Consider the following 24100-nt stretch of genomic DNA (forward strand, 5'->3'; position numbering starts at 1 on the left):
TCCGGCCTACAGTTTCGAGATGGACACGTGCTGCAGCAAGGCTTGCACCGAGGGATGCATCAGGTCCGTGAAGGGCTTGGGATAGATGCCCATGAACAGGGTCAGGATGGCCAGCAGGCCCAGGATCAGGAACTCGCGGCTGCACAGGTCGGACATGCCGTCCACCTGCTCGTTGGCCACGGGGCCGAAGGCCACGCGCTTGACCATCCACAGCGAATAGCCCGCGCCCCAGATCAGCGCCGAGGCGGCCAGCAGGCCGATCCAGAAGTTGTACTGCACCGCGCCCAGGATCACCGTGAATTCGCCGATGAAGCCGCTGGTGCCCGGCAGGCCCGCGTTGGCCATGGAGAACAGCACGAAGTACGTGACGAAGCGCGGCATGCGGTGCACCACCCCGCCGTAGGCGTCGATGCGGCGCGTGTGCAGGCGGTCGTACATGACGCCGATGCACATGAACATGGCGCCCGAGACGAAGCCGTGCGAGATCATCTGCACGATGGCGCCTTCCAGGCCGGTGACGTTGAACAGGAAGAAGCCCAGGGTGACGAAGCCCATGTGCGCCACGGACGAATACGCCACGAGCTTCTTCATGTCGTCCTGGACGATGGCGACCAGGCCGATGTAGATCACCGCGATCAGCGACAGCGCGATCATCAGGCCGGCCAGGCTGTGCGAGGCATCCGGCGCGATCGGCAGCGAGAAGCGCAGGAAACCGTAGGCGCCGAGCTTCAGCATGATCGCCGCCAGCACGATGGAGCCGCCCGTGGGGGCTTCCACGTGGGCGTCGGGCAGCCAGGTGTGCACCGGCCACATCGGCACCTTGACCGCGAAGGCCGCCAGCAGCGCCACGAAGATGAAGACCTGCTCGGTGTAGCTCAGGGGCAGCTTGTGCCAGGTCGCCACGTCGAAGGACCCACCCGAGGCGTGCCACAGGTAGATGAAGGCGATCAGGGTCAGCAGCGAACCCATCAGCGTGTAGAGGAAGAACTTGAAGGCCGCGTACACGCGGTTCGGACCGCCCCAGGCGCCGATGATGATGTACATCGGGATCAGGGTGGCCTCGAAGAACACGTAGAACAGCATGCCGTCCAGGGCGCAGAACACGCCGACCATCAGGCCCGACAGGATCAGGAACGCGGCCATGTACTGCGCCACGCGCGACTTGATGACTTCCCAGCCGGCCAGCACCACGATGATGGTGATGAAGGCCGTCAGCAGCACGAACCACACCGAGATGCCGTCGATCCCCAGGTGGTAGTTGAGGTTGAAGGCCTCGATCCACGGCGTCTTCTCGACGAACTGCATGTCGGCCGTGTCCGGGTTGAAGCCGGTGTACAGGGGGATGGTCACCAGCAGCCCGGCGATGGACCCGACCAGCGACAGCACCCGGGCCGGCCCCGGATTGTCGTCCCGGCCGACCAGCAGCACCAGCAGCCCGAAGAAGATCGGGACGAAGATCGAGAGGGTCAGCCAGGGGAGTGTAGAGGACGCCATTTCGCTAGCCATCAGTGAACCATCAAGACGAAGAAAGTGAGAAACACCATGATGCCGATGATCATGGCGAAGGCGTAGTGATAGATGTAGCCGGACTGCAGCAGGCGGGCCGTGGCGGCCGCGGCCCCCACCAGCCGCGCGCTGCCGTTGATGATCAGGCCGTCGATCAGGCCGCGGTCGCCGCCCTGCCACAGGCCGCGCCCCAGGGCGCGGGCGAAGCGGGCGATGACGTTCTCGTTGAACCAGTCGAAGTAGTACTTGTTGTCCAGCAGGCGGTAGACCGGCGCCAGGCTGCGCGCCAGCGCGGCGGGCACCGACGGGTTCACCAGCCAGCAGTACCAGGCGACCACGAAGCCGGCCAGCAGCAGCAGGAACGGCACCGAGGTGAAGCCGTGCAGCGCGAAGGCCACCCAGCCGTGCCATTCGTGGGCCAGCTCGGCCATGGCCGGATGGTGGGACGCTACCGTGATGGCCTTGCCGAAATAGCCGTCGAACAGCAGCGGGTCGATGAACCAGACGCCGGCCACCACCGACATCACTGCCAGCAGCGCCAGCGGCAGCGTCACCACCCAGGGCGATTCCTTGGGCAGGCCGCCGCCGTGGTGCGCGTCGTGGCCGTGATCGCCGTGCGCGTGGCCGCCGTGCCCGTGCGCATCGTGGCCATGGCCGTGGGCCGCCAGGGTGCGGCCTTCGTCATGATGGACGTGGGCCGGGCCGTGCACGGTGTCGAAGCGTTCCTTGCCGTGGAAGACCAGGAAGTACAGGCGGAAGGAATACAGCGAGGTCACGAACACGCCGCACAGCGTCGCGTAGTAGGCGAAGTTCGCCCCCCAGACGTTGGCCGCGCCGGCGGCCTCGATGATGTGTTCCTTGGAATAGAAGCCGGAGAAGAACGGCGTGCCCACCAGGGCGAGCGTGCCGATCAGCATGGTGATCCAGGTGATCGGCATGTACTTGCGCAGGCCGCCCATGTGGCGCATGTCCTGATCGTGGTGCATGCCCAGGATCACCGAGCCCGCGCCCAGGAACAGCAGCGCCTTGAAGAAGGCGTGCGTCATCAGGTGGAAGATCGCCACCGGGTAGGCCGAGGCGCCCAGCGCCACCGTCATGTAGCCCAGCTGCGACAGCGTGGAATAGGCCACCACGCGCTTGATGTCGTTCTGCACCACCCCGAGGATGCCCAGGAACAGCGCGCCGAAGGCGCCGATCACGATGATGACCGACAGCGCCGTGGGCGACATCTCGAACACGGGCGAGAAGCGCGCCACCATGAAGATCCCGGCCGTCACCATGGTGGCGGCGTGGATCAGGGCGGAGATCGGCGTCGGGCCTTCCATGGAGTCGGGCAGCCAGACGTGCAGCGGGGCCTGGGCCGACTTGCCCATGGCGCCCACGAACAGCGCCAGGCAGGCCACGGTCAGCAGGTGCCATTCGGTGCCCGGGAACAGCAGGCCCGAGAGCCGGTCGACCTGGGCGAAGACTTCCGCGTAGTTCAGGCTGCCGGTGTAGGCGTACAGCAGGCCGATCCCCAGCACGAAGCCGAAGTCGCCCACGCGGTTCACCATGAAGGCCTTGAGGTTGGCGAACACCGCCGACGGACGGCCGTAGTAGAAGCCGATCAGCAGGTAGGACACCAGGCCCACGGCTTCCCAGCCGAAGAACAGCTGCAGCATGTTGTTCGACATCACCAGCATCAGCATGGAGAAGGTGAACAGCGAGATGTAGGAGAAGAAGCGCTGGTAGCCCGGATCGTCGGACATGTAGCCGATGGTGTAGATGTGCACCATCAGCGACACCGAGGTCACCACCACCATCATCAGCGCCGTCAGCGGATCGATCAGGAAGCCGATCTCGAACTTGACCGAGCCGATCATGGACCAGGTGTAGACCGTGCCCTCGAAGGTCTGGCCGTCCAGCACCTGCTGCAGCACCAGCAGCGAGCCCGCGAAGGACACCGCCACCCCCAGGATGGTCAGCAGGTGCGAGCCGCGGCGCCCCAGCCACGAGCCGAGGAAGCCCGTGCCGAAGAAGCCGGCGATCACCGCGGTGGCCAGCGGCGCCAGCGCGATCAGGAGATACAGATTCTGTGCGGACATGGCGTGACTACCCCTTCAGCGAGTCGAGCTTGTCGACGTTGATGGTGCTGAGATTGCGGAACAGCAGCACCAGGATCGCCAGCCCGATGGCGGCCTCGGCGGCGGCCACGGTCAGCACGAAGAACACGAAGATCTGCCCGGCCGGGTCGCCCGACCCGATGGAGAAGGCGACGAAGTTCATGTTGGCCGCCAGCAGGATCAGCTCGATCGACATCAGCAGCACGATCAGGTTGCGGCGGTTCAGGAAGAAGCCGAACACGCCCATGGCGAACAGGATCGCCCCGACGATCAGGTAATGGCTCAGGCCTATGGTCATTTTTGGGCTCCTTCGGATTGCGCGTCGGCCGTCTCGACCTGCGCGGGCATGCTCACCAGGCGCACGCGGTCGGCGGCGCGCACGCGCACCTGCTTGCCGGGATGGGTGCGCTTGTAGTCGGCGCGCTTGCGCATGGTCAGGGCGATGGCGCAGATCATGCCGACCAGCAGCACCACCCCGCCGATCTCGACGGCGTAGGCGTACTGGGTGTACATCGCCGTGCCCAGGGCCAGGGTGTTGTCGAAGTCGTCGGCCGGGACCGGCAGCGCCGGGGCCTCGCCCCAGGAGCGCAGCAGCACGAAGGCCATCTCCAGCACCATGATCCCGCCGATGGTCAGGCCCAGCGGCAGGTAGACCCGCAGGCCCTGCTTGAGGCCCTCGGTGCGCATGTCGAGCATCATGACGACGAACAGGAACAGCACCATCACGGCGCCGACGTAGACGATCACCAGCACCAGCGCCAGGAATTCCGCCTGGATCAGCATCCACATCATGGACGCGGTGAAGAAGGTCAGGATCAGGTGCAGCACCCCGGTCACGGGGCTGGAGGCCGTGATGACGCGGAACGCCGCCACGACCAGCACGATGGCCAGCAGGTAGAACAGAACGGTATCGAAACTCATGGTCGGGTTCCCGGCATCAACGGTAGGGCGCGTCGGCGGCGCGGCGGGCCGCGATTTCCGACTCGTAGCGGTCGCCCACGGCCAGCAGCATGTCCTTGGTGTAGTACAGGTCGCCGCGTTTTTCGCCATGGTATTCGTGCAGGTGCGTCTCCACGATGGCGTCGGTGGGACAGGCTTCCTCGCAGAAGCCGCAGAAGATGCACTTGGCCAGGTCGATGTCGTAGCGCGTGGTGCGGCGCGTGCCGTCCTCGCGCTCGTACGATTCGATCGTGATGGCCAGGGCCGGGCAGACCGCCTCGCACAGCTTGCAGGCGATGCAGCGTTCCTCGCCGTTGGCGTAGCGGCGCTGCGCGTGCAGGCCGCGGAACCGCGGCGAGGCCGGCGTCTTTTCCATCGGGTAGCGCAGCGTGATCTTGCGCTTGAAGAAGTATTTGCCCGTCAGGCGCATGCCTTCGAGCATTTCCTTCAGCATCAGGCTGCCGAAGAAATCCTTGATCGCTTCCATCTCGTACCCCTTACTGCCAGATGTTCCAGGGCGTCTGCATCCAGATCGCCACCACCACCAGCCAGATCCCCGTCAGGGGAATGAAGACCTTCCAGCCCAGCCGCATGATCTGGTCGTAGCGGTAGCGCGGAAAGGTCGCGCGGAACCAGATGAACATGGACACCACCACGAAGGTCTTCAGGCCCAGCCACAGCCAGCCCGGCACCCAGGTGAAGGGCGCGAAGTCCAGCGGCGCGGCCCAGCCGCCCAGGAACATGATCGAGGCCATCGCCGACAGCAGGATCATGTTGGCGTATTCGCCCAGGAAGAACAGCGCGAAGCCCATGCCGGAATATTCCACCATGTGGCCCGCCACGATTTCCGATTCGCCTTCCACCACGTCGAAGGGGTGGCGGTTGGTCTCGGCCACCGAGGACACGACGTAGATCACGAACAGCGGCAGCAGCGGCAGCCAGTTCCAGGACAGGAAGTTCAGGCCCATGCCGGCGAAGTGGCCGACGGTCTGGCCCTCGACGATGCCCGACAGGTTCAGCGTGCCCGACACCAGCAGCACCGTCACCATGACGAAGCCGATGCCCAGTTCGTAGGACACCATCTGCGCCGAGGCGCGCAGCGCGCCCAGCAGGGCGTACTTGGAGTTCGACGCCCAGCCGGCCATGATGACGCCGTAGACTTCGATCGAGGTGATGGCCAGGATGAACAGCAGGCCCGCGTTGACGTCGGCCAGGACCACTTCCGGCTGGAAGGGGATCACGGCCCAGGCCGCCAGCGCCGGCATCAGCGTGACCACCGGGGCCAGGATGTACAGCACGCGGTTGGCCTTGGACGGAACGATCAGTTCCTTGGTCAGCAGCTTGAACACGTCGGCGAAGGGCTGCAGCAGGCCGCGGTAGCCCACCCGGGTGGGCCCCAGGCGCACGTGCATGGCGCCGATCATCTTGCGTTCCCAGTACGTCAGGTAGGCCACGCACAGGATGATGGGCACGGCGATGACGACGATCTTCACCAGCGTCCAGACCACCAGCCAGGGGGTCTCGCCGATCAGGCCCGTGCCGAAGGCGTTGAGGGTGTTCAACCAGTCCATTAGCGACGCTCCACCTGGATTGCGCCCGAGCCCATGCCCAAGGCGGCGGTCTGTTCAAAGGCCCCGGCGATGCGCACGGCCCCGTCGGCCACGGTGTCGTCCAGGGCGGCTTCGAGTTCGGCCGAGCCGTGGGCCGTGGACACGCGCAGCGCGTCCCCGGCCGCCAGGCCCTGCGCCCGCAGCGTGGCGGCGTTCATCGCCGCGCGCGGCGGCGCGGAATTGACGTGCTCCTGCAGCGGCTGCGAACGGCGCACCAGCGCGTCGGTGCGGTAGATGGGCAGCTCGGCCACGCGCTCCAGGCCGGCGGCCGGGGCCGCGGCGGCCGGCGCCAGGCGGATCTCGTTGGACAGGCGGCCGTCCAGGCCGCCCACCATCACGGTGTCGCGCACCGATTCGGAGGTCTCGTCGTCGAAGCCCTGCAGGTCCATCAGGTTGCCCAGCACGCGCAGGACCTTCCAGGCCGGGCGGGTGTCACCCACCGGGGCGGCCACGCCCTTGAAGCTCTGCACGCGGCCCTCGGCGTTGACGAAGGTGCCGGACGTCTCGGTGAAGGGCGCGATCGGCAGCATCACGTCGGCCCAGTCCTCGGCCGCCGAGCGGAAGGCCGTGAAGGCCACCGCCATGGCCGAGCCCTGCAGCGTGCGCACGGCGCGCTCGCCCAGGTCGCTGTCCAGGCGCGGCTCGGCGTGCAGCACCAGGTAGGCCTTGAGGGGCTCGCCGCCCAGCATGCGGCGCGCGTCCAGGCCGCCGTCGGCCGGCACGGCGCCCGCCAGGTAGCCGCCCACGGTGTTGCCGCCCGGGGTCAGGAAGCCGAAGCGCCCGCCCGCCAGCTGCGCGATGGCCTGGGCGTTGGCCGCCAGCTGCGCGGCCTGGTCGTCGGCCAGGGCCAGGTTGCCCATCAGCACCGCCACCCGCTCGCCGGAGGCGAGGCTGGCGGCGATGGCGCGCGCGGACTCGCCCGGCTGCACGCCGGACAGGCCCTCGGGCACGGGCTGGGATTTGATGGCGGCCAGGGCGACGGCGATCTCGGCCAGGGCCGATACCAGGGCCGAGGGCTTGACCGTCAGGCGGCCGGCCACCGGCACCAGCGGATCGGCGGCGACGCTGTCCACCAGGGAGAGCTGCATGCCGCGCTTGGCCGCCTGGCGCAGGCGCTGCGCCAGCAGCGGATGATCCTTGCGCAGGAAGGAGCCCACCACCAGGGCGCGGTCCAGGGTGTTCAGGTCGGCGATCGGCATGCCCAGCCAGGGCGCGCCGGTGCGCACGGCGTCGAAGGCCGCGCCGTCGCCGCGCAGGCGGAAGTCGATGTTGTCCGAGCCCAGGGCGCGCGTCAGGCGCGCCAGCAGGGCGAGCTCTTCGAGCGTGGCGGTCTCGGTGGCCAGCGCGCCGATCTGGGCGCCGCCGCCGTCCTCGCGCACCTGCTTCAGGCCGGTGACCACGGACTGCAGGGCGTCGGACCAGGAGGCCTCGTGCCACTGGCCGTCACAGCCGCGCACCATCGGGTGCTGCAGGCGGTCCTCGACGTACAGGCCGGCATAGGAGAAGCGGTCGCGGTCGCTGATCCAGCATTCGTTGACCGGCTCGTTCTCGAAGGGCACCACGCGCAGCACGCGGTCCATCTTGGTCTGCACGACCAGGTTGGCGCCCACGCTGTCGTGCGGGCTGATCGAGCGGCGCCGGGCCAGTTCCCAGGTGCGCGCGCCCATCATGAAGGGCTTGGACAGCAGCGCGCCCACCGGGCAGACGTCGATCATGTTGCCCGAGAGCTCGGATTCGACGGCCTCGCCCACGAAGGTGGTGATCTCGGAGAACTCGCCCCGGTTGAGCATGCCGATTTCCATGTAGCCGCCGATTTCCTGGCCCACGCGGATGCAGCGGGTGCAGTGGATGCAGCGCTGCATCTGTTCGGCCGAGATCAGCGGGCCCATGGGCTTGTGGAAGACCACGCGCTTGGGTTCCTTGTAGCGCGAGGCCGATTCGCCGTAGCCCACGGCCAGGTCCTGCAGCTGGCATTCGCCGCCCTGGTCGCAGACCGGGCAGTCCAGCGGGTGGTTGATCAGCAGGAATTCCATGACCGCGCGCTGGGCGTCGATGGCCTTGGGCGAGCGGGTGTGCACCACCATGCCGTTGGTGACCGGCGTGGCACAGGCCGGCAGGGCCTTGGGCGCCTTTTCGACCTCGACCAGGCACATCCGGCAGTTGGCGGCGATGCTGAGCTTCTTGTGATAGCAGAAATGGGGGATGTACAGGCCTACCGCATGGGCAGCCTGGATGACCATGCTGCCTTCTGCGGCTTCGACCTTAAGCCCGTCGATGGTGAGTTCTACCATGGCGTGTCCTGACCCTACAGATACTTGGCGACCACGCAGTCCTTGTGGTCCACGTGGTGCACGAATTCGTCGCGGAAGTGCTTGATGAAGCTGCGCACGGGCATGGCGGCCGCATCGGCCAGGGCGCAGATCGTGCGCCCCATCATGTTGTGCGCCACGGAATCCAGGGTCTCGATGTCCTCCATCGTGCCCTGGCCGTGTTCCATGCGGTTCATCATGCGGTACAGCCAGCCGGTGCCCTCGCGGCAGGGCGTGCACTGGCCGCAGGACTCCTCGAAGTAGAAATACGACAGGCGCATGAGCGACTTCACCATGCAGCGGGTCTCGTCCATGACGATGACCGCGCCCGAGCCCAGCATCGAGCCGGCCTTGGCGATGGAGTCGTAGTCCATGTTGGTCTGCATCATGATGTCGGCCGGCAGCACCGGAGCCGAGGAGCCCCCGGGGATCACGGCCTTGAGCCGGCGCCCGCCGCGCATCCCGCCGGCCAGCTCCAGCAGCTTGGGAAACGGCGTGCCCAGCGGGATTTCGTAGTTGCCGGGGCGTTCGACGTCGCCCGAGACCGAGAAGATCTTGGTGCCGCCCGCCTTCTCGACGCCGAGTTCGGCGTAGGCCTGCGCGCCCAGGCGGATCACCCAGGGCACGGCGGCGAAGGTTTCGGTGTTGTTGATCGTGGTGGGCTTGCCGTACAGGCCGAAGCTGGCCGGGAACGGCGGCTTGAAGCGCGGCTGGCCCTTCTTGCCTTCGATGGATTCCAGCAGCGCGGTTTCCTCGCCGCAGATGTAGGCGCCGAAGCCGTGGTGCGAGTGCAGCTGGAAGCTGAAGCCCGAGCCGAGGATGTCATCGCCCAGGAAGCCGGCCTCGCGGGCTTCTTCCAGGGCCTGCTCGAAGCGCCGGTGGATCTGGAAGATCTCGCCGTGGATGTAGTTGTAGCCCACCGAGGCGCCCATCGCGTAGCCGCCGATGATCATGCCTTCGATCACGGCGTGCGGGTTGTAGCGCAGGATGTCGCGGTCCTTGAAGGTGCCGGGCTCGCCTTCGTCCGAGTTGCAGACGACGTATTTCTGGCCGGGGATGTTGCGCGGCATGAAGGACCATTTCAGGCCCGTCGGGAAGCCCGCGCCGCCGCGGCCGCGCAGGTTGGAGGCCTTCAGTTCGGCGATCACGTCGTCGGCCGTCATGCCCGACAGGACCTTTTTCAGGGCCTCGTAGCCGCCGCGCGCCATGTAGTCGCGGATGCCCCAGTTGTGCCCGTCCAGGCCGGCGAGGATCTGCGGCTGGATGTGGCGGTCGTGGAAGATCATGCTGCGGGCGGGGTCTCCGCCCAGGTCGGGCGACAGCGCGTCCGTGGAGAATTTCTGCAGTACGTCCAGAGCGCTCATGCGGATTCCTTCAGTTCACCGATCAAGGCGTCGATTTTTTCCGGCTGCATGCGGCAGCACATGTGCGTGCCGTTGGCCAGCATCACCGGCGCGTCGCCGCAGGCCCCCATGCATTCGCCCTCGATCAGGGTGAACAGGCCGTCGGGCGTGGTTTCGTGGAAATCGATGCCCAGCGTGCGCTTGAGGTGTTCGGCCGCCTGCGTGCCGCCCTGGAGCGCACAGGGCAGATTGGTGCAGATGGTCAGCGTGTAGCGGCCCACCGGCTTGGTGTTGTACATGTTGTAGAAGGTCGCGACCTCCTGGACGGCGACCGGCGGCATGCCCAGGTAGGCGGCCACCTCGCGGATCATGTCCGGCGACACCCAGCCTTTTTCCCCCTGGGCGATCGTCAGCGCCGCCATCACGGCGGACTGCTTCTGGTCCGCCGGGTACTTGGTGATTTCCCGGTCGATGTCCCGGTAGGCTTGTTCGGAAAGCAGCATAATCAGATTCCCTGTGATGTCCGCGCGGCTAGCGATCGATCTCGCCGAACACGATGTCCTGGGTCCCGATGATGGTGACCACGTCGGCGATCATGTGGCCCTTGGACATTTCTTCCAGCGAGTGCAGATGGGCGAAGCCCGGCGCGCGGATCTTCATGCGATAGGGCTTGTTGGCCCCGTCGGACACCAGGTAGATGCCGAACTCGCCCTTGGGGTGCTCCACGGCGGCGTAGGTCTCGCCTTCGGGGACGTGCATGCCCTCGGTGAAGAGCTTGAAATGGTGGATCATGTCTTCCATGCCCGACTTCATGCGCGCGCGCTTGGGCGGGGCGACCTTGTGGTTGCCGGTGATGACGGGGCCGGGATTGTTGCGCAGCCATTCGACGCACTGGCGGATGATGCGGTTGGATTCGCGCATTTCCGCGATGCGGCACAGGTAGCGGTCGTAGCAGTCGCCGTTCTTGCCCACGGGGATGTCGAATTCCAGGCGGTCGTAGACGTCGTAGGGCTGGTGCTTGCGCAGGTCCCATTCGACGCCGGAGCCGCGCAGCATGGGGCCGGTGAAGCCCAGCGCCAGCGCGCGTTCGGGCGAGACCACGCCGACGTCCACCAGGCGCTGCTTCCAGATGCGGTTGTCCGTCAGCAGGACCTCGTATTCGTCCACACAGGACGGGAAGCGGTTGGTGAAGTCCTCGATGAAGTCCAGCAGCGAGCCCGAACGCGATTCGTTCATGGCGCGCAGTTCCTTGTCGGAGCGGTACTTGGAACCCTTGTACTGCGGCATGGTGTCGGGCAGGTCGCGGTACACCCCGCCCGGGCGGTAGTAGGCCGCGTGCATGCGCGCGCCCGAGACCGCCTCGTAGCAGTCCATCAGGTCCTCGCGCTCGCGGAAGGCGTACAGGAACACCGCCATGGCGCCCACGTCCAGCGCGTGCGAGCCCAGCGACATCAGGTGGTTCAGGATGCGCGTGATCTCGTCGAACATGACGCGGATGTACTGCGCGCGCAGCGGGACTTCGATGCCCAGCAGGCGTTCGACGGCCATGCAGTAGGCGTGCTCGTTGCACATCATGGACACGTAGTCCAGCCGGTCCATGTAGGGCAGCGTCTGCAGGTAGGTGCGGGTTTCCGCCAGCTTTTCGGTGGCGCGGTGCAGCAGGCCGATGTGCGGGTCGGCGCGCTGGACGACTTCGCCGTCCAGTTCGAGCACCAGGCGCAACACCCCGTGCGCGGCCGGGTGCTGCGGGCCGAAGTTCAGGTTGTAATTCTGGATCTCTGCCATGTCAGTACCGTTCAATGCCGTAGTGGTCTTCGCGCACGACGCGCGGGGTGATCTCGCGCGGCTCGATCGTGACGGGCTGGTAGACGACGCGCTTCTGCTCGGCGTCGTAGCGCATTTCGACGTGGCCGGAAATCGGGAAGTCCTTGCGGAACGGGTGGCCGATGAAGCCGTAGTCCGTCAGGATGCGGCGCAGGTCGGGGTGGCCCTCGAAGACGATGCCGTACAGGTCGAAGGCCTCGCGCTCGTACCAGTTGACCGAGGGCCAGATGTCCACCAGCGAGGCGATCACCGGGAAGGCGTCGTCCGGCGTGTACGCGCGCACCCGCAGACGCCAGTTGTGCGTCACCGACAGCAGGTGGATCACCACGGCGAAGCGCTGCGGATGCGGGGCGTGGGAGGCGTCGTAGGTGGGCGCCTTCCAGGCGGAATAATCGACCCCGCAGAGGTCGATGCAGGTCTCGAAGCGCAGGCTGGCGTGGTCGCGCAGCACGCGACAGGTGTCCACCCAGGCGTCTGCGGCCACCTGCAGCGTGAGTTCGCCGCGGTCCTCGGTCAGATCGGCCGAGGCCCCCAGGACCGCGCGCAGATTCGTGTCTAAAGTCTGTAGCCGTGTCATAGCGGTTGTGTCAGCGGTGTTGGATGGCGCCGGGCGGTGCCTAGCGGGCGATGGTGTTGGTCAGGCGGATCTTGTTCTGCATCTGCAGCAGGCCGTAGACCAGGGCCTCGGCCGTGGGCGGACAGCCCGGCACGTAGACGTCCACGGGCACGATGCGGTCGCAGCCGCGCACCACGGAATACGAGTAGTGGTAGTAGCCGCCGCCATTGGCGCAGGAACCCATGGACACCACCCAGCGCGGCTCGGGCATCTGGTCGTAGACCTTGCGCAGGGCCGGCGCCATCTTGTTGCACAGCGTGCCGGCCACGATCATCAGGTCGGACTGGCGCGGGCTGGGGCGGAAAATGATGCCGAACTGGTCCAGGTCGTAGCGCGCCGCGCCGGCGTGCATCATCTCGACCGCGCAACAGGCCAGGCCGAACGTCATGGGCCACAGCGAGCCCGTCTTTGCCCAGTTGAGGAACTTGTCCGCGCTGGTGGTGATGAAGCCTTTGTCCATGACACCTTCGATAGCCATGATGTACCCCCGTTTATTCCCAGTCGAGCGCGCCGCGCCGCCATTCGTAGATGAAGCCGACCGTCAGCACGCCCAGGAAGATGGCGACCGTCCAGAAGCCCACCATGCCCACCGTGCCATTGGCCATGGCCCAGGGAAACAGGAAGGCGATTTCCAGATCGAACATGATGAACAGGATGGCCACCAAGTAGTAGCGCACGTCGAACTTCATGCGCGAATCGCCGAAGGTCTCGAAGCCGCATTCGTAGGCCGAGAGCTTTTCGGCGTCCGGCACGTTCCTGCCCAGCAGGCGGCCGGCGCCCAGCAGGGCCGCACCGATCAGCGTGGCGACGATGATGAAAAGCAGCACGGGAAAGTACTGTGCCAGATTCATGAGCAGCCCCTGTTCCAGATGATCAAACCACGGGATTGTAGCATTTCGACAAGCCCGACCGCCGGGAAAACCCGGAGTGGAAACATATTCGAGATCAAGAATTTCAGAAGATCACGGGGCGCCTTTCAAGCGCCTGAAAGCGCGTCTCCCGCCGGCGGCGCAAGGACCGTGCCAAGGAGCGCGGAGGGACGGCCGGGCCCGGGCCGCGGGCGCGGGCGGCGCATCGCCGGGGCGCGGCGCGGCCGGAGGCGGGCCAGGGTTGCAAGACATGCGTCGGGCGGACGACACGCCCGAGGCGGCCTACGAACGCCGGTGGCGCGCGACGTCCGATTCCAGCAGCATGCGCACGTAGCGGGTGTAGGGGATGCCCCGAGCCTTCGCGCGGGCCTTGACCGCGTCGAGCAGCGCGGCAGGCAGACGCATGTTCAGCGACGCAGATTTGGGTTCGAGTTCGAAGCGCATGGGCTTGAACTGCGACAGGTCGTACTCCGACAGATCGGCATTGGCGACGAAGTCTTCCGCCGCCTCATCGCTGGGGAAAGAGGGGATCGATTTCAATCTGGCGCTCATAGTGCTTGATCTCTTTTTCGTGCATGTACCGAGCACTGATCGGACGTATTTTCAGCTGCCCGCCCACTGTCCGCAGCACGAACCCGTTTCAGCTTACGCCCTTGTGTAGACAAAAGCAAAACAAGCCCGGACGGGGCAACTCGCATCATGATGGCCGGATCGCAGGCCGGCGGCCAGATCGCAAAACTACGATGAGATGAAAACGCCCCGCCTCCGCTGCCCGTATTTCCCCGCAATGGCAAACACGATCAAGACCGGCCGGATCGCCTTTCGGTGCGGCGCGTGGAGCCGCATCATGCTCCTTCCGATTTCATTCGCTATAATGTGTATAGCACACACGATGAACAGCAAAGACCTCATCAAACAACTTGAACAGGCCGGATGGCGATTGCAGAACGTCAAAGGCTCACATCACGTGTACAGACATCCAGAACTGCCTGGCCATATCAGCGTGCCACATCCCAAAAAGGCTTTAGGCATCGGACTCGTCACCAAGCTGCTTCGTCACGCTGGCATGAAATAAGGAGGCCTTCATGAAATACCCCATTGCCATCGAGCCCGGCAACGACACCTCCGCCTGGGGGGTCGTGGTGCCTGACTTGCCCGGCTGCTTCTCCGCCGCCGACAACGGTATCGACGAAGCCATCGAGAACGCCAAAGAGGCGATCAGCTTGTGGATAGAAGACGCCATCGCCCACAAAGAGGCCATCCCCAGGCCCTCCAGCATCACCGATCTGCAGCAGTCTGGTGAATACGACGGATGGATATGGGCAATCGCCGAGGTCGACCCGGCCCTGATCGACGACACGATCGAACGCGTGAACATCACCCTGCCCCGTCGCATTCTTGCCCTGCTGGACCAGCGGGCCAAGTCTGCGGGCGAAACCCGATCCGGCTACATCGCACAGATGACCTTGACGCGCTGACGCACACGCAAAAAACCACCCCGGAGGGTGGTTCTTGCATCGGGAGCCGAAGCCCCCGGCCCTTCGCGGCGGCCCGGCAAGCCGGGCCGCATCGGGCGCATGACGCGCCCCACGGGACGATCAGAAGCTGTGGCTCAGGCCGACGCCTGCTTCGGTGCCCTTCAGGTCCCTCACGTAGGCCAGGTTCCTGCCGTACGTGCCGTAGGCATAGACGCTGGTGCGCTTGGACAGCGGGTACATGTAGTTCAGGTGATACGTGCTGATGCTGCCGGAGAGATCGCCGGCCGCTCCGCCCGGCGCCAGGTCGTCGGCGTTCGAGGTCGAATATCCCCAGCCCGCGTACAGCGTGCCTCCCGCCACGGGCGCGCTCAGGCCGACGTGGTAGTTGTTCGACTTGAAGTCCGTGCCGAAGAAGTTCCCCAGGCCCAGGCCCTCGAAATCGGCGAAGTCCTCGACGCTGCCGCCCCAGCCGATCTTGCCGTGGCGGTCCTGGCCGTAGGCCAGGGACAGCTTCACGACCTCGAAGTCGTAGGAGCCGTTGATCTGCCAGTTCGTGGCCGCGGAGGCGTCGCCCCCGCCGATGTCGTCGCCGTACACGCTCTGGCGGTCATAGCTGGCGCCCGCGCTGATCGAGCCGCCGGCATAGAGCAGGCCCAGCGAGACGCGGGAGCCGCGGTCGTCGAACGAGACGCCGTTGGCGCGGCCCACCGTGGCCGAAGCCGCGTAGCCGTCGGCCGTCAGCCGGCCGCTGTCGCCCGTCCCGTACATCACGATGGCCTGGAAGCCCGACAGGCTGGGCGTCGTGTACTTGAAGGAATTGTCGACGCGGTTGCCTTCGTTCATGCCCATGGAGCCGAAGACCTTGTCGGCATCGCCCATGTTGAAGCCGTTGTCCACCAGGAAGGTGTCCACGCCGGCGGAATACTGGCGGCCCATGGTGAGGGAGCCCCAGGCGTCGCTGGACAGGCCGGCGAACGCCTGGCGGTGGAACTGGCGATCGCTGGAGCTCTGGCCGGTGCCGATGTCGAAGCCCTGCTCCAGCTGGAAGATGGCGCGCAGGCCGTCGCCCAGGTCTTCGGAGCCCTTCAGGCCGAAGCGGCTGCCGTTGAGGGTCCCGTCGCGCAGGCCCGAGGATTTCGCGGTGGCGTCGGCGCCGCCGCGATCGTACTTGTAGTTCTGGTAGCCGTAGCCGGCATCCACGATGCCGTACAGCGTGATGGACGTTTCCGCCCGGGCCGCGCCGGCGGCTGCGAAACCGGCCAGCAACGCCGCCGCCAATAAGGTTTTCTTCAGCATTCGATACTCCATCCAGGCCTGGCGACATGCATGAGCGGCGCGCGGGTGCTTGTCGACAGGGCGCAACGACCATCGGCACGGCGTTCTCCCGCTCGCCGGCCGAAAATACATGACATCTCAAACATTAATGAGAATCATTCTCGTATTATACAGGCTCCACCGGAAAAAAATCGAGAATAGACGCAAAAAACCACCCCGGAGGGTGGTTTTTTGCATCGGGAGCCGAAGCTCCCGTCGTTCGTGACGGCCCGGCGAGCCGGGCCGCATCGCAGCGTGGACACGCCACGCGAAACGATTAGAACTTGTGGTTGATCCCCACGCCGGCTTCGGTACCCGTCAGGTCCTTGACGTAACCAACATTCTTCATGTACGAAGCGTAGGTGTACAGGCTGGTGCGCTTGGACAGGGGGTACACGTAGTTCAGCTGGTAGGCGCTGATGTTGTCGGCAGCGTCGCCCCAACCGCCGTCAGCGACCGAGTCATCCAGGTTGGACGTGGAGTAGTTCCAGCCGGCGTACAGAGTACCGCCACCGATCGGGGCGCTCAGACCAACGTGGTAGTTGTTGGACTTGAAGTCGTTATAGGAAGCAGGATCCGTGCCGGTTTGCAGAGCCTTCGAATTCGCTTCCGACAGGCCACCGATATAGCTACCAGCATTACCGTTCCAACCCAGCTTACCATGACGATCCTGACCATAGGCCAGCGCCAGTTTCACGACTTCAAAGTCGTAGCTGGCGCTCAACTGCCATGAGGTCATGGCGTCTTGACCCGTCACGCTTTGACGGTCATAGCTGGCGCCGACACCGATCGGGCCATTGGCATAGAGGGCGCCGACGGACACGCGGGAACCACGATCACCGTAAGAGGTGGAAGTATTACCATCGCGGTTGACCCAGGTACCGCCATCATCGCCCGTGCCGTACAGCACGATGGCCTTGAAGCCGGACAGATCAGGCGTCACGTACTTGAAGGAATTTTCGACGCGGGTGCCTTCGCCCAGGCCGACCGAGCCGAAGACCTTATCAGCATCACCCAGGTTCACGCCGTTGGGACCCTGGAAGGTTTCCGTGCCGGCGGAGTACTGACGACCCATCGTGAAGGTACCCCAGCTGTCGCTGGACAGACCGACGAAGGATTGGCGGGCAAAGCCACGCTGGCCGTTACCGGCTTGGCTACCCAGATTAACACTGGCTTCCAGTTGGAAGATGGCGCGCAGGCCGTCGCCCAGGTCTTCAGCACCCTTCAGACCCCAACGGCTGCCGTTGAAGGTACCGTCGCGCAGGCCCGAGGACTTGGCGGTAAGGTCGGCGCCGTTACGATCGTACTTGAAGTTCTGGTAGCCGTAGCCGGTATCCAGGATGCCGTACAGCGTCACGGACGTTTCCGCTTGGGCAACACCGGCGGTGGCGAAACCAGCCAGCAGAGCGGCGGCGAGCAGAGTCTTTTTCATGTAAGAAATCTCCGTAGATTTGTGTGAATCAGAGCAGGCCAACAACAACCTGTGCCGCTGCTCTTCCAACTCCGCGATGGGAAGTTGTAGGTATTGCATCAAAAATCCGGAGCGAACGCCACGTTGACCGGGCCAAAACCGCCAGTTTCCCGGGAAGGCGTTGCTTGTTCACAACATCGGTCCGGACGCCTCCCGGGAGGATCGGGGATTACCCTGAACCGGTATCCAATCGTGAAAGTCTGGATCAAACCCTGCGGGCGGCGATCCGGCCCACCCTCACGCCAGCACATCGAGCCCATGCTTCTTGACGACCTGCAGCAGGCGCGCAGCCATGCCGCTGGGTTGTTTGGCACCGCTTTCCCACTTTTGTACGGTCGACGTGCTCGTGTTCAGGTACTTGGCAAATACGGACTGGCTGACCTGTGCGTCTTTGCGAATCTGGACGACGGCCTTGGCATCGAGCCGGGGCGCCGCCGCAAGACACATCGCATCGAAATCCCGCAGGGTCCGTTTGGTCACCACGCCGGCCCGGTGAAGGCCCGTGGCTGCGCTATGAATCGCTTCGAACGCATCGCTCTTGAAGTGGGGCTTAGTCGTCATGGCTGAAAACCTCCAGGATTTCCTTCAGAACCAGTAGATCATCAAGCTGCTCGTCACGCATGGCAGCATACTGGGCGGCCAGCAGCTTGAAAGCGGCCTCTTCCGCCTGGTCAATATTTTCACGATCGCTCTTTGCGTACAGGTAGACGAAAAACCACCAATCCGCCACTTGCTCAACCACGATGCTGCGGTGCATGTTCTTGTTGAGCCGCTTCTTCCAGACGCCACCGCCCAGATTGGCGCCTTTCCCCTGTGTCAGATCGAAGCCCGCCTGAAACAGTTCCAAGTCGGAAATCCGCGCCTTGGCCGCCAGTTTGGCGAATGCCTTGGTCTTGAAAAAACGGGGGTTGCCTTTGCTCATCAACGCCACCTGTCGTGTTAAATTGTAGCACTGAGTGCTATAAACATGAAGAACGATCAGAACTCCACGCAGTATCCATGACAAGCGGTTTATCCTTCTGCCGACACAGACCGTTCTGACCGAATTTGCCATTGGGGGAAATCCCATCACCCCCGCCTTCCGGAGCCTTCCCTTGCCCGCCCTGAACCAGATCACCTGCGTCGAGGACTTTCGCCGCCTCGCGCGGCGCCGCGTGCCGCGCATGTTCTACGACTACATGGATTCCGGATCCTGGACCGAATCCACCTACCGGGCCAACGAAGCCGACCTGCAGGCGCTGAAGTTCCGCCAGCGGGTGGCGGTGGACATCGCCCGGCGCAGCCTGCGGGCGCGCCTGCTGGGCGAGGACGTGGCGATGCCGCTGGCGCTGGCGCCCACGGGGCTGACGGGCATGCAGCGCGCCGACGGCGAGATCCTGGCCGCGCGGGCGGCGGAGCGCTTCGGCGTGCCGTTCACGCTGTCGACGATGAGCATCTGCTCGATCGAGGACGTGGCGGCCCGCACCAGCCGGCCGTTCTGGTTCCAGCTGTACGTGATGCGCGACCGCGAGTTCATCGGCCGGCTGATCGACCGTGCCCGCGCGGCGCGCTGCTCGGCCCTGATGGTGACGCTGGACCTGCAGGTGATGGGGCAGCGGCACAAGGACATCCGGAACGGCCTGTCCACGCCGCCGCGCCCGACGCTGGCCAACCTGGCGAACCTGGCGCTCAAGCCGCAGTGGTGCCTGGAGATGCTGCGCACGCCCCGGCGCGCGTTCGGCAACATCGTGGGCCACGCCAAAGGCGTGGCGGACATGCGTTCCCTGGCGTCCTGGACGGCGGAGCAGTTCGACGCCACGCTGAACTGGAGCGACCTGGCCTGGATCAAGGAGCGCTGGGGCGGCAAGCTGATCGTCAAGGGCATCATGGACGCGCAGGACGCGCGCTGCGCGGTGGACGCGGGGGCGGACGCGCTGGTGGTGTCGAACCACGGCGGACGCCAGCTGGATGGCGCGCCCTCGTCGATCGCCGCCCTGCCCGCCATCGCGCAGGCCGTGGGCGGGCGCATCGAGGTCTGGATGGACGGCGGCGTGCGCAGCGGCCAGGACACGCTGCGCGCCCTGGCGCTGGGCGCGCGCGGAGTGCTGATCGGCCGGGCGTTCCTGTACGCACTGGCCGCGCGCGGCGAGGCCGGCGTGCTGCGCTGCCTGGAAATCCTGGCCAACGAACTGGACGTGACCATGGCCTTCTGCGGCCGCACGCGCATCCAGGACGTGGACCGCCGCGTACTGACGAATCCGGAGGCCGCATGCTGAATCTCCTCTGGCTCGGATTCTTTCTCGTCGCGGCGGCCGCCGCGCTGTTCCAATGGCTGGTCCTGGGCGATCCGACCGTGTTCGCCCGCCTGATCACCAGCCTGTTCGACATGGCGGACCTGTCGGTCAAGCTGATGCTGATGTTGTTCGGCACGCTGACGCTGTGGATGGGCTTCCTGAAGATCGCCGAGTCGGCCGGGCTGGTGGCCGGCCTGGCGCGGCTGCTGGGGCCGCTGTTCCGCCGCCTGATGCCGGACGTGCCGGCCGGGCACCCCGCCCTGGGCCTGATCACGCTGAACTTCGCCGCCAACGCGCTGGGGCTGGACAATGCCGCCACTCCGATCGGCCTGCGGGCCATGCACGCGCTGCAGACGCTGAACCCCGAACCCAAGTCCGCCAGCAACGCGCAGATCCTGTTCCTGGTGCTGAACGCCTCGTCGCTGACGCTGCTGCCGGTGACGATCTTCATGTACCGGGCGCAGCAGGGCGCGGCCGATCCGACGCTGGTGTTCCTGCCGATCCTGCTGGCGACCTCGGCCTCGACGCTGACGGGCCTGCTGGCGGTGGCCTTCATGCAGCGGCTGCGGCTGCACGACCCCGTGGTGCTGGCCTGGCTGGGCAGCGGCGCGCTGCTGCTGGGCGGCTTCATGGCGCTGCTGGCGTCCATGAGCGCCGCGGCCGTGGCCGCCCTGTCCTCGCTGCTGGGCAACCTGGTGGTCTTCGGCATTCTCGTCGCCTTCCTGATCGCCGGCGCCTGGAAGCGCATCCCCGTCTACGAAAGTTTCATCGAGGGCGCGAAGGACGGCTTCGACGTCTGCAAGGGACTGCTGCCCTACCTGGTGGCCATGCTGTGCGCGGTGGGCGTGCTGCGCGCCTCCGGGGCGCTGGACGTGCTGCTGGACGGCATCCGCTGGCTGGCGCACGCGGCCGGCCTGGACGGGCGTTTCGTCGACGCCCTGCCGACCGCCCTGGTCAAGCCGTTTTCCGGCAGCGCGGCGCGCGCCATGATGATCGAGACCATGCAGCACTTCGGGCCGGACAGCTTCCCCGCCCTGCTGGCCGCGACCGTCCAGGGCAGCACCGAGACGACCTTCTACATCCTGGCGGTGTATTTCGGCGCGGTCGGCGTCCAGCGCGCGCGCCACGCCGTGGGCTGCGCGCTGCTGGCCGACCTGGCGGGCGTGCTGGCCTCGATCGGCGTGTGCTACTGGTTCTTCGGGTAGGGGCGCCCCGCCCTAGCCCGGCACTCCGACGCTGGCCAGCGCCCGCAGGGGGCCGGCTTCGCGGATGGCGTCGATCTGGGCGGGGTCGCGCACGTAGAAGGTGCCGCCGAAGGACAAGGCGTTCAGGGACACGCCCTGGAAATGCTCCTGGCTGCGGGGCAGCACCAGCATCCAGCCGTCGCCGACCAGCATGTTGCAGGGCGGCAGCAGGCCGTCGGCGCCCGGGCGCAGGTCGAGCGCGGCGCAGGCCTGGCCGAAGGCGATCAGCATGGCACGGGCGCTGGACCCGGCATCGGCGCCCAGGCCGGCGTCCACGCGCACGAAGCAGTGCGCCAGATCCAGCGCGGGATGGCGCACGATGGCGCCCTGCGCCTGGTCGGCCGGCAGGCCGGCCGCCAGGGCGCGCAGCGAGACGTTGCCCGGCGCATCGGGGATCCACTGGACGTGCTTGTGCCGCTGGCTCGCGCCCGCGGCGGCGCCGCCGTTGTAGAAGCCCAGGCCGCCCTCCGCCGACAGGATGGAGGCCAGGGCCCGGAAGTCGATCTCCTCCAGCGGCGAGAGCTGCTCGGCGAACGCGCGCCGGGCCAGCACCAGGTGGTGCAGGCACACCGGGAACTTGTTGAGGATGGCCGCGTGATGCTCCCCCACCGGGCCGACGAGCAGGGCGGGATCGGGTTTCAGGAAGGGATTGAAGTCCGGATCGCGCGGCCCGCCGGGCAGCACGACGGCCTGCCGGGCCGAGGGCGCGGGGGCGCCCGCCGCCGCGCTCCGCGCGGCAGGATCTCCGGCCGCATCCGGGACGGCAGGCCCCCCGGCGGCCTCGCCCCGGGCGGCGGCGTCCCTGGCGGCCGCATCCTTGGCAATCTCCCTGGCGGCCGCATCCTTGGCGGCCAGGGCGGCCACCCAGCGGATGGTGAAGGGCAGGCCCTGGTCCTGGATCAGGACTTCCTCGGCCACGATGGGCTGCAGCTCGCCCGAGGCGATGGCCTGGCTGCTGCGCGCGCGTACGGCATCCATGAAGTTAGAATGCATGTTCCTCCCCCTGCATGGGCGCTTGTCGTCCCGCCGGCCGCATCGGCGGATTCCGCAGGGCGCCGGCGATTTTTCCCGATTGTAGGAGATCGCCGCCAAAGATGCCCGTTCAGGGGATGAAAACCGCACATGGAGACGTTTCATGTTTTCCTGCCCACGCATGCGGACCCTGATCCGAAGCGCCCTCGCCACGGGGGCGGGCCTCTGGCTGGCGGGCTGCGCCAGCATCGCCGCCACCCCGCCGGGCACGCCGCTGGCCCAGGTGAGCGCGCAGTTCGGCGCGCCCACCCTGCAATGCACCGACCGCCAGGGCAGAAACCGCGTCGTCTGGTCGCAGCAACCGCTGGGGCAGTATGCCTGGGGCGCCACGGTGGACGCCGGCGGCCTCGTCCAGGGCATCGAGCCCATCCTGACCGACGAGCATTTCCAGGTGCTGAAGCAGGGCGAATGGACGGCCGACCAGGTGCGCTGCGAGTTCGGCCCGCCCGCCATCGTCGACACGGCCGGCCTGCCCAGCGTGCGCCAGATCGTCTGGAGCTACCGCTACAAGCAGGACCACGTCTGGAATTCGCTGATGTACGTGTTCATGGGGCCCGACGGGACGCGGGTCACGCGCTTTCATCCGGGGCCCGATCCCATGTACGACCGCGAGGACGCGTACCCGAGGCTCTGAGCCCGCGCGAGACTCTGAGCCCGCGCCGGCTCAGGCCAGCGGCCTCTGGCGCAGCGCCAGCGCGCCGGACAGCAGCAGCATCAGGGCCGACACGGCCAGCCCGAAGGACAGGGAGCCGGCCCGGTCGCTGATCCAGCCGCAGGCGGCCGGGCCGATCGTCTGGCCGATGGCGAACAGGCTGGTGGCCACCGCCATGGCGTTGCCCCAGGCCGGCCGGGCCAGATTGCCCTTGACGAAGCCGGTCACCGCGGACGGCACCATGAAGACGCTGCCGCCCACCAGCATCGCGGAGAGCCAGACGCCCGCCAGGTTGGGCAGGACCAGGGGCAGGGCCGCGCCCGCCGCCAATACGAACAGCGCGGCGCCCATGGGCCAACCGTCCCGGCGGCCGTCGAACAGCCGCGCCCAGAGCAGCGGAGCGAGCAGGGTCATCACGCCCAGCAGCGCCCACATGACGGACGTGGTGACGGCCAGGCGCGCCGGGTCGGCGGCGTGCTGCCGGACCCAGGCCACGATGAAGGTCATGTAGGCGATGTAGCCCAGGCCGAAAATGAAATACGCCGCCAGCACCGGCAGGCAGGGCCGCCACGGCCAGCGGGCGTCGGACCGCATGGACGAGGGCTCCGCGATGGCGGCCGCGGCGCGGATCGCGGCGATGGAACACGGGAGGCAGACGGCCCCCATCGCAATCCACGCCGCCGGCCACGCGGCCGGCCCCCGCAGCTCGAACAGCCACGGCAAGGCCGCGCCCGTCAGCAGCGTGCCCAGGCCGCCCCCGCTGAAGAAGATCACGATGGCGCGCGTGCCGAGCACCCCCGCCAGCACGCCGCCGCAGACGAACGCCCCCGCGCCGCCGAATCCGGCCACGAAGCGGAACACGCTCAGCCAGAAGAAGTCGCGCGTCAGCCCGCTGGCCAGCACCGACAGCGTCGTCAGCGCCATGCCCCACATGAACAGGCGCCGGTTGCCCAGCCGGGCGACGAAGTAGATGGCGAGCACGGCGCCCAGCAGGTATCCGAGCGCGTTCACGGTATTGAGCCAGCCGGCCTGCGCATAGTTCAGCGCCAGGTCGGTGCGCATCGCCGGCAGGATCAGCGCGTAGCCGAAGCGCGCGAAGCCCACCGCGACCGCCGAGCCGCCGGACAGCGCCCACGCCGAGGCGGCCGGCCTCATGCGCGGCTCCGCGGGGACGCGTCGGGGCGGGGACTCCGGAATCGGGGAGGTGGAGGGTTCATCACGCACATCATACGGATACCGGACACGACGATACCAGACACGCGCATCATGCGGAGCGGGGAGCCGGGCAACACGGGCACAGCCCGGCCGTGATGAGGGGGGCCTGCGCACGTCGGGTTCCCGGGACGGACGTCGGCCGGACGCCAGGTGCCCGCCGGAGCCCGGATGCCCGCCGGAACCGACGCCATCGGCCGTGTGGTTTCCGCGGCCCATCCGCAGTGCCCGGCCGTATCGACCCGGCAGCATCTCCTCAGCTCACGCGGCCGCCAGAAAAGGAAAAGCCCTGAGTCAACAGGGCTT

Annotated in this window: 25 protein-coding genes; 5 read left to right on the top strand and 20 right to left on the bottom strand. The window is 66.7% G+C overall.

Annotated elements, in window-relative coordinates; translation table 11 throughout:
* Positions 1 to 6 precede the first annotated feature (6 nt).
* The 14 genes from HNR28_RS12425 to HNR28_RS12490 all read right to left on the bottom strand — a co-directional run bounded on the left by HNR28_RS12425 (position 7) and on the right by HNR28_RS12490 (position 13670).
* Entirely contained in the window at positions 7 to 1509 is a 1503-nt protein-coding gene (locus HNR28_RS12425) for an NADH-quinone oxidoreductase subunit M (RefSeq protein ID WP_151024078.1), read from the bottom strand.
* Complete coding sequence (nuoL, locus tag HNR28_RS12430) at positions 1506 to 3590, bottom strand: NADH-quinone oxidoreductase subunit L (RefSeq protein WP_151024070.1); 2085 nt, start codon at positions 3588 to 3590, stop codon at positions 1506 to 1508. The genes HNR28_RS12425 and nuoL overlap by 4 nt, the downstream gene beginning before the upstream one ends.
* 7 nt (positions 3591 to 3597) lie before the next feature.
* Positions 3598 to 3906, bottom strand: coding sequence for an NADH-quinone oxidoreductase subunit NuoK (gene nuoK, locus HNR28_RS12435; protein ID WP_043680720.1), 309 nt, complete (start codon positions 3904 to 3906; stop codon positions 3598 to 3600).
* Entirely contained in the window at positions 3903 to 4529 is a 627-nt protein-coding gene (locus HNR28_RS12440) for an NADH-quinone oxidoreductase subunit J (RefSeq protein ID WP_043680718.1), read from the bottom strand. Before HNR28_RS12440 ends, nuoK begins: the two co-directional genes overlap by 4 nt.
* A gap of 16 nt (positions 4530 to 4545) precedes the next feature.
* Positions 4546 to 5034, bottom strand: coding sequence for an NADH-quinone oxidoreductase subunit NuoI (gene nuoI / locus HNR28_RS12445; RefSeq protein ID WP_043680713.1), 489 nt, complete (start codon positions 5032 to 5034; stop codon positions 4546 to 4548).
* 10 nt (positions 5035 to 5044) lie between these two features.
* Positions 5045 to 6118: an NADH-quinone oxidoreductase subunit NuoH gene (gene nuoH, locus HNR28_RS12450; RefSeq protein ID WP_043680711.1), complete on the bottom strand. Its 1074-nt coding sequence runs from the start codon at positions 6116 to 6118 to the stop codon at positions 5045 to 5047.
* Entirely contained in the window at positions 6118 to 8448 is a 2331-nt protein-coding gene (nuoG, locus tag HNR28_RS12455) for an NADH-quinone oxidoreductase subunit NuoG (RefSeq protein ID WP_151024071.1), read from the bottom strand. The genes nuoH and nuoG overlap by 1 nt, the downstream gene beginning before the upstream one ends.
* Before the next feature lie 14 nt (positions 8449 to 8462).
* Positions 8463 to 9830, bottom strand: coding sequence for an NADH-quinone oxidoreductase subunit NuoF (nuoF, locus tag HNR28_RS12460; protein ID WP_043680705.1), 1368 nt, complete (start codon positions 9828 to 9830; stop codon positions 8463 to 8465).
* On the bottom strand, positions 9827 to 10312 hold the full coding sequence (gene nuoE, locus HNR28_RS12465; RefSeq protein WP_043680702.1) for an NADH-quinone oxidoreductase subunit NuoE: 486 nt from the start codon (positions 10310 to 10312) through the stop codon (positions 9827 to 9829). The genes nuoF and nuoE overlap by 4 nt, the downstream gene beginning before the upstream one ends.
* Before the next feature lie 28 nt (positions 10313 to 10340).
* Positions 10341 to 11594: an NADH-quinone oxidoreductase subunit D gene (locus HNR28_RS12470; RefSeq protein ID WP_043680689.1), complete on the bottom strand. Its 1254-nt coding sequence runs from the start codon at positions 11592 to 11594 to the stop codon at positions 10341 to 10343.
* A 1-nt stretch (position 11595) separates the two neighbouring features.
* The gene (locus HNR28_RS12475; protein ID WP_043680687.1) at positions 11596 to 12210 is read right to left on the bottom strand and encodes an NADH-quinone oxidoreductase subunit C; all 615 of its coding nucleotides are present in this window, start codon (positions 12208 to 12210) and stop codon (positions 11596 to 11598) included.
* 40 nt (positions 12211 to 12250) lie between these two features.
* Positions 12251 to 12727 (bottom strand): NuoB/complex I 20 kDa subunit family protein, encoded by a 477-nt coding sequence (locus HNR28_RS12480; RefSeq protein ID WP_043680684.1) that lies wholly within the window; start codon positions 12725 to 12727, stop codon positions 12251 to 12253.
* Between the two features lie 13 nt (positions 12728 to 12740).
* The gene (locus HNR28_RS12485; protein WP_043680682.1) at positions 12741 to 13100 is read right to left on the bottom strand and encodes an NADH-quinone oxidoreductase subunit A; all 360 of its coding nucleotides are present in this window, start codon (positions 13098 to 13100) and stop codon (positions 12741 to 12743) included.
* Positions 13101 to 13400: 300 nt separating this feature from the next.
* Entirely contained in the window at positions 13401 to 13670 is a 270-nt protein-coding gene (locus HNR28_RS12490) for a CopG family antitoxin (RefSeq protein WP_151024072.1), read from the bottom strand.
* 340 nt (positions 13671 to 14010) lie between these two features.
* Between HNR28_RS12490 and HNR28_RS12495 the strand changes: the two genes are divergently transcribed.
* Positions 14011 to 14193, top strand: a complete 183-nt coding sequence (locus tag HNR28_RS12495) for a type II toxin-antitoxin system HicA family toxin (protein ID WP_084330806.1) — start codon at positions 14011 to 14013, stop codon at positions 14191 to 14193.
* A 10-nt stretch (positions 14194 to 14203) separates the two neighbouring features.
* Positions 14204 to 14596, top strand: a complete 393-nt coding sequence (locus HNR28_RS12500; RefSeq protein WP_043680676.1) for a type II toxin-antitoxin system HicB family antitoxin — start codon at positions 14204 to 14206, stop codon at positions 14594 to 14596.
* A 120-nt stretch (positions 14597 to 14716) separates the two neighbouring features.
* On the opposite strand, the gene HNR28_RS12505 is transcribed toward HNR28_RS12500, so the two are convergent.
* The 4 genes from HNR28_RS12505 to HNR28_RS12520 form a co-directional block, all read right to left on the bottom strand.
* Positions 14717 to 15889: a porin gene (locus HNR28_RS12505; protein WP_043685889.1), complete on the bottom strand. Its 1173-nt coding sequence runs from the start codon at positions 15887 to 15889 to the stop codon at positions 14717 to 14719.
* Between the two features lie 298 nt (positions 15890 to 16187).
* Positions 16188 to 17342 carry a porin gene (locus tag HNR28_RS12510; RefSeq protein ID WP_170288430.1) on the bottom strand — a complete coding sequence of 385 codons (1155 nt, stop codon included), beginning with the start codon at positions 17340 to 17342 and terminating at the stop codon, positions 16188 to 16190.
* Positions 17343 to 17618: 276 nt separating this feature from the next.
* Positions 17619 to 17942, bottom strand: coding sequence for a helix-turn-helix domain-containing protein (locus HNR28_RS12515; RefSeq protein ID WP_043680672.1), 324 nt, complete (start codon positions 17940 to 17942; stop codon positions 17619 to 17621).
* Positions 17932 to 18303, bottom strand: a complete 372-nt coding sequence (locus HNR28_RS12520; RefSeq protein WP_043680669.1) for a type II toxin-antitoxin system RelE/ParE family toxin — start codon at positions 18301 to 18303, stop codon at positions 17932 to 17934. The genes HNR28_RS12515 and HNR28_RS12520 overlap by 11 nt, the downstream gene beginning before the upstream one ends.
* 172 nt (positions 18304 to 18475) lie before the next feature.
* Here HNR28_RS12520 and HNR28_RS12525 point away from each other — a divergent pair, with 172 nt between their 5' ends.
* Together HNR28_RS12525 and HNR28_RS12530 are read left to right on the top strand one after the other, a co-directional pair.
* Positions 18476 to 19636, top strand: a complete 1161-nt coding sequence (locus tag HNR28_RS12525) for an alpha-hydroxy acid oxidase (protein WP_151024074.1) — start codon at positions 18476 to 18478, stop codon at positions 19634 to 19636.
* Positions 19630 to 20859 (top strand): nucleoside recognition domain-containing protein, encoded by a 1230-nt coding sequence (locus HNR28_RS12530; protein ID WP_151024075.1) that lies wholly within the window; start codon positions 19630 to 19632, stop codon positions 20857 to 20859. The genes HNR28_RS12525 and HNR28_RS12530 overlap by 7 nt, the downstream gene beginning before the upstream one ends.
* 12 nt (positions 20860 to 20871) lie before the next feature.
* Here the strand turns inward: HNR28_RS12530 and HNR28_RS12535 are convergent, their stop codons facing one another.
* Entirely contained in the window at positions 20872 to 21891 is a 1020-nt protein-coding gene (locus HNR28_RS12535) for an ATP adenylyltransferase family protein (RefSeq protein WP_184142926.1), read from the bottom strand.
* Between the two features lie 142 nt (positions 21892 to 22033).
* Between HNR28_RS12535 and HNR28_RS12540 the strand changes: the two genes are divergently transcribed.
* Positions 22034 to 22564 (top strand): hypothetical protein, encoded by a 531-nt coding sequence (locus HNR28_RS12540; RefSeq protein ID WP_409360353.1) that lies wholly within the window; start codon positions 22034 to 22036, stop codon positions 22562 to 22564.
* A gap of 30 nt (positions 22565 to 22594) precedes the next feature.
* Here the strand turns inward: HNR28_RS12540 and HNR28_RS12545 are convergent, their stop codons facing one another.
* Entirely contained in the window at positions 22595 to 23737 is a 1143-nt protein-coding gene (locus HNR28_RS12545; protein WP_052355613.1) for a YbfB/YjiJ family MFS transporter, read from the bottom strand.
* Positions 23738 to 24100: the final 363 nt, after the last annotated feature.

Source organism: Castellaniella defragrans, from assembly GCF_014203015.1.
Taxonomy (GTDB): Bacteria; Pseudomonadota; Gammaproteobacteria; order Burkholderiales; family Burkholderiaceae_B; genus Castellaniella; species Castellaniella defragrans.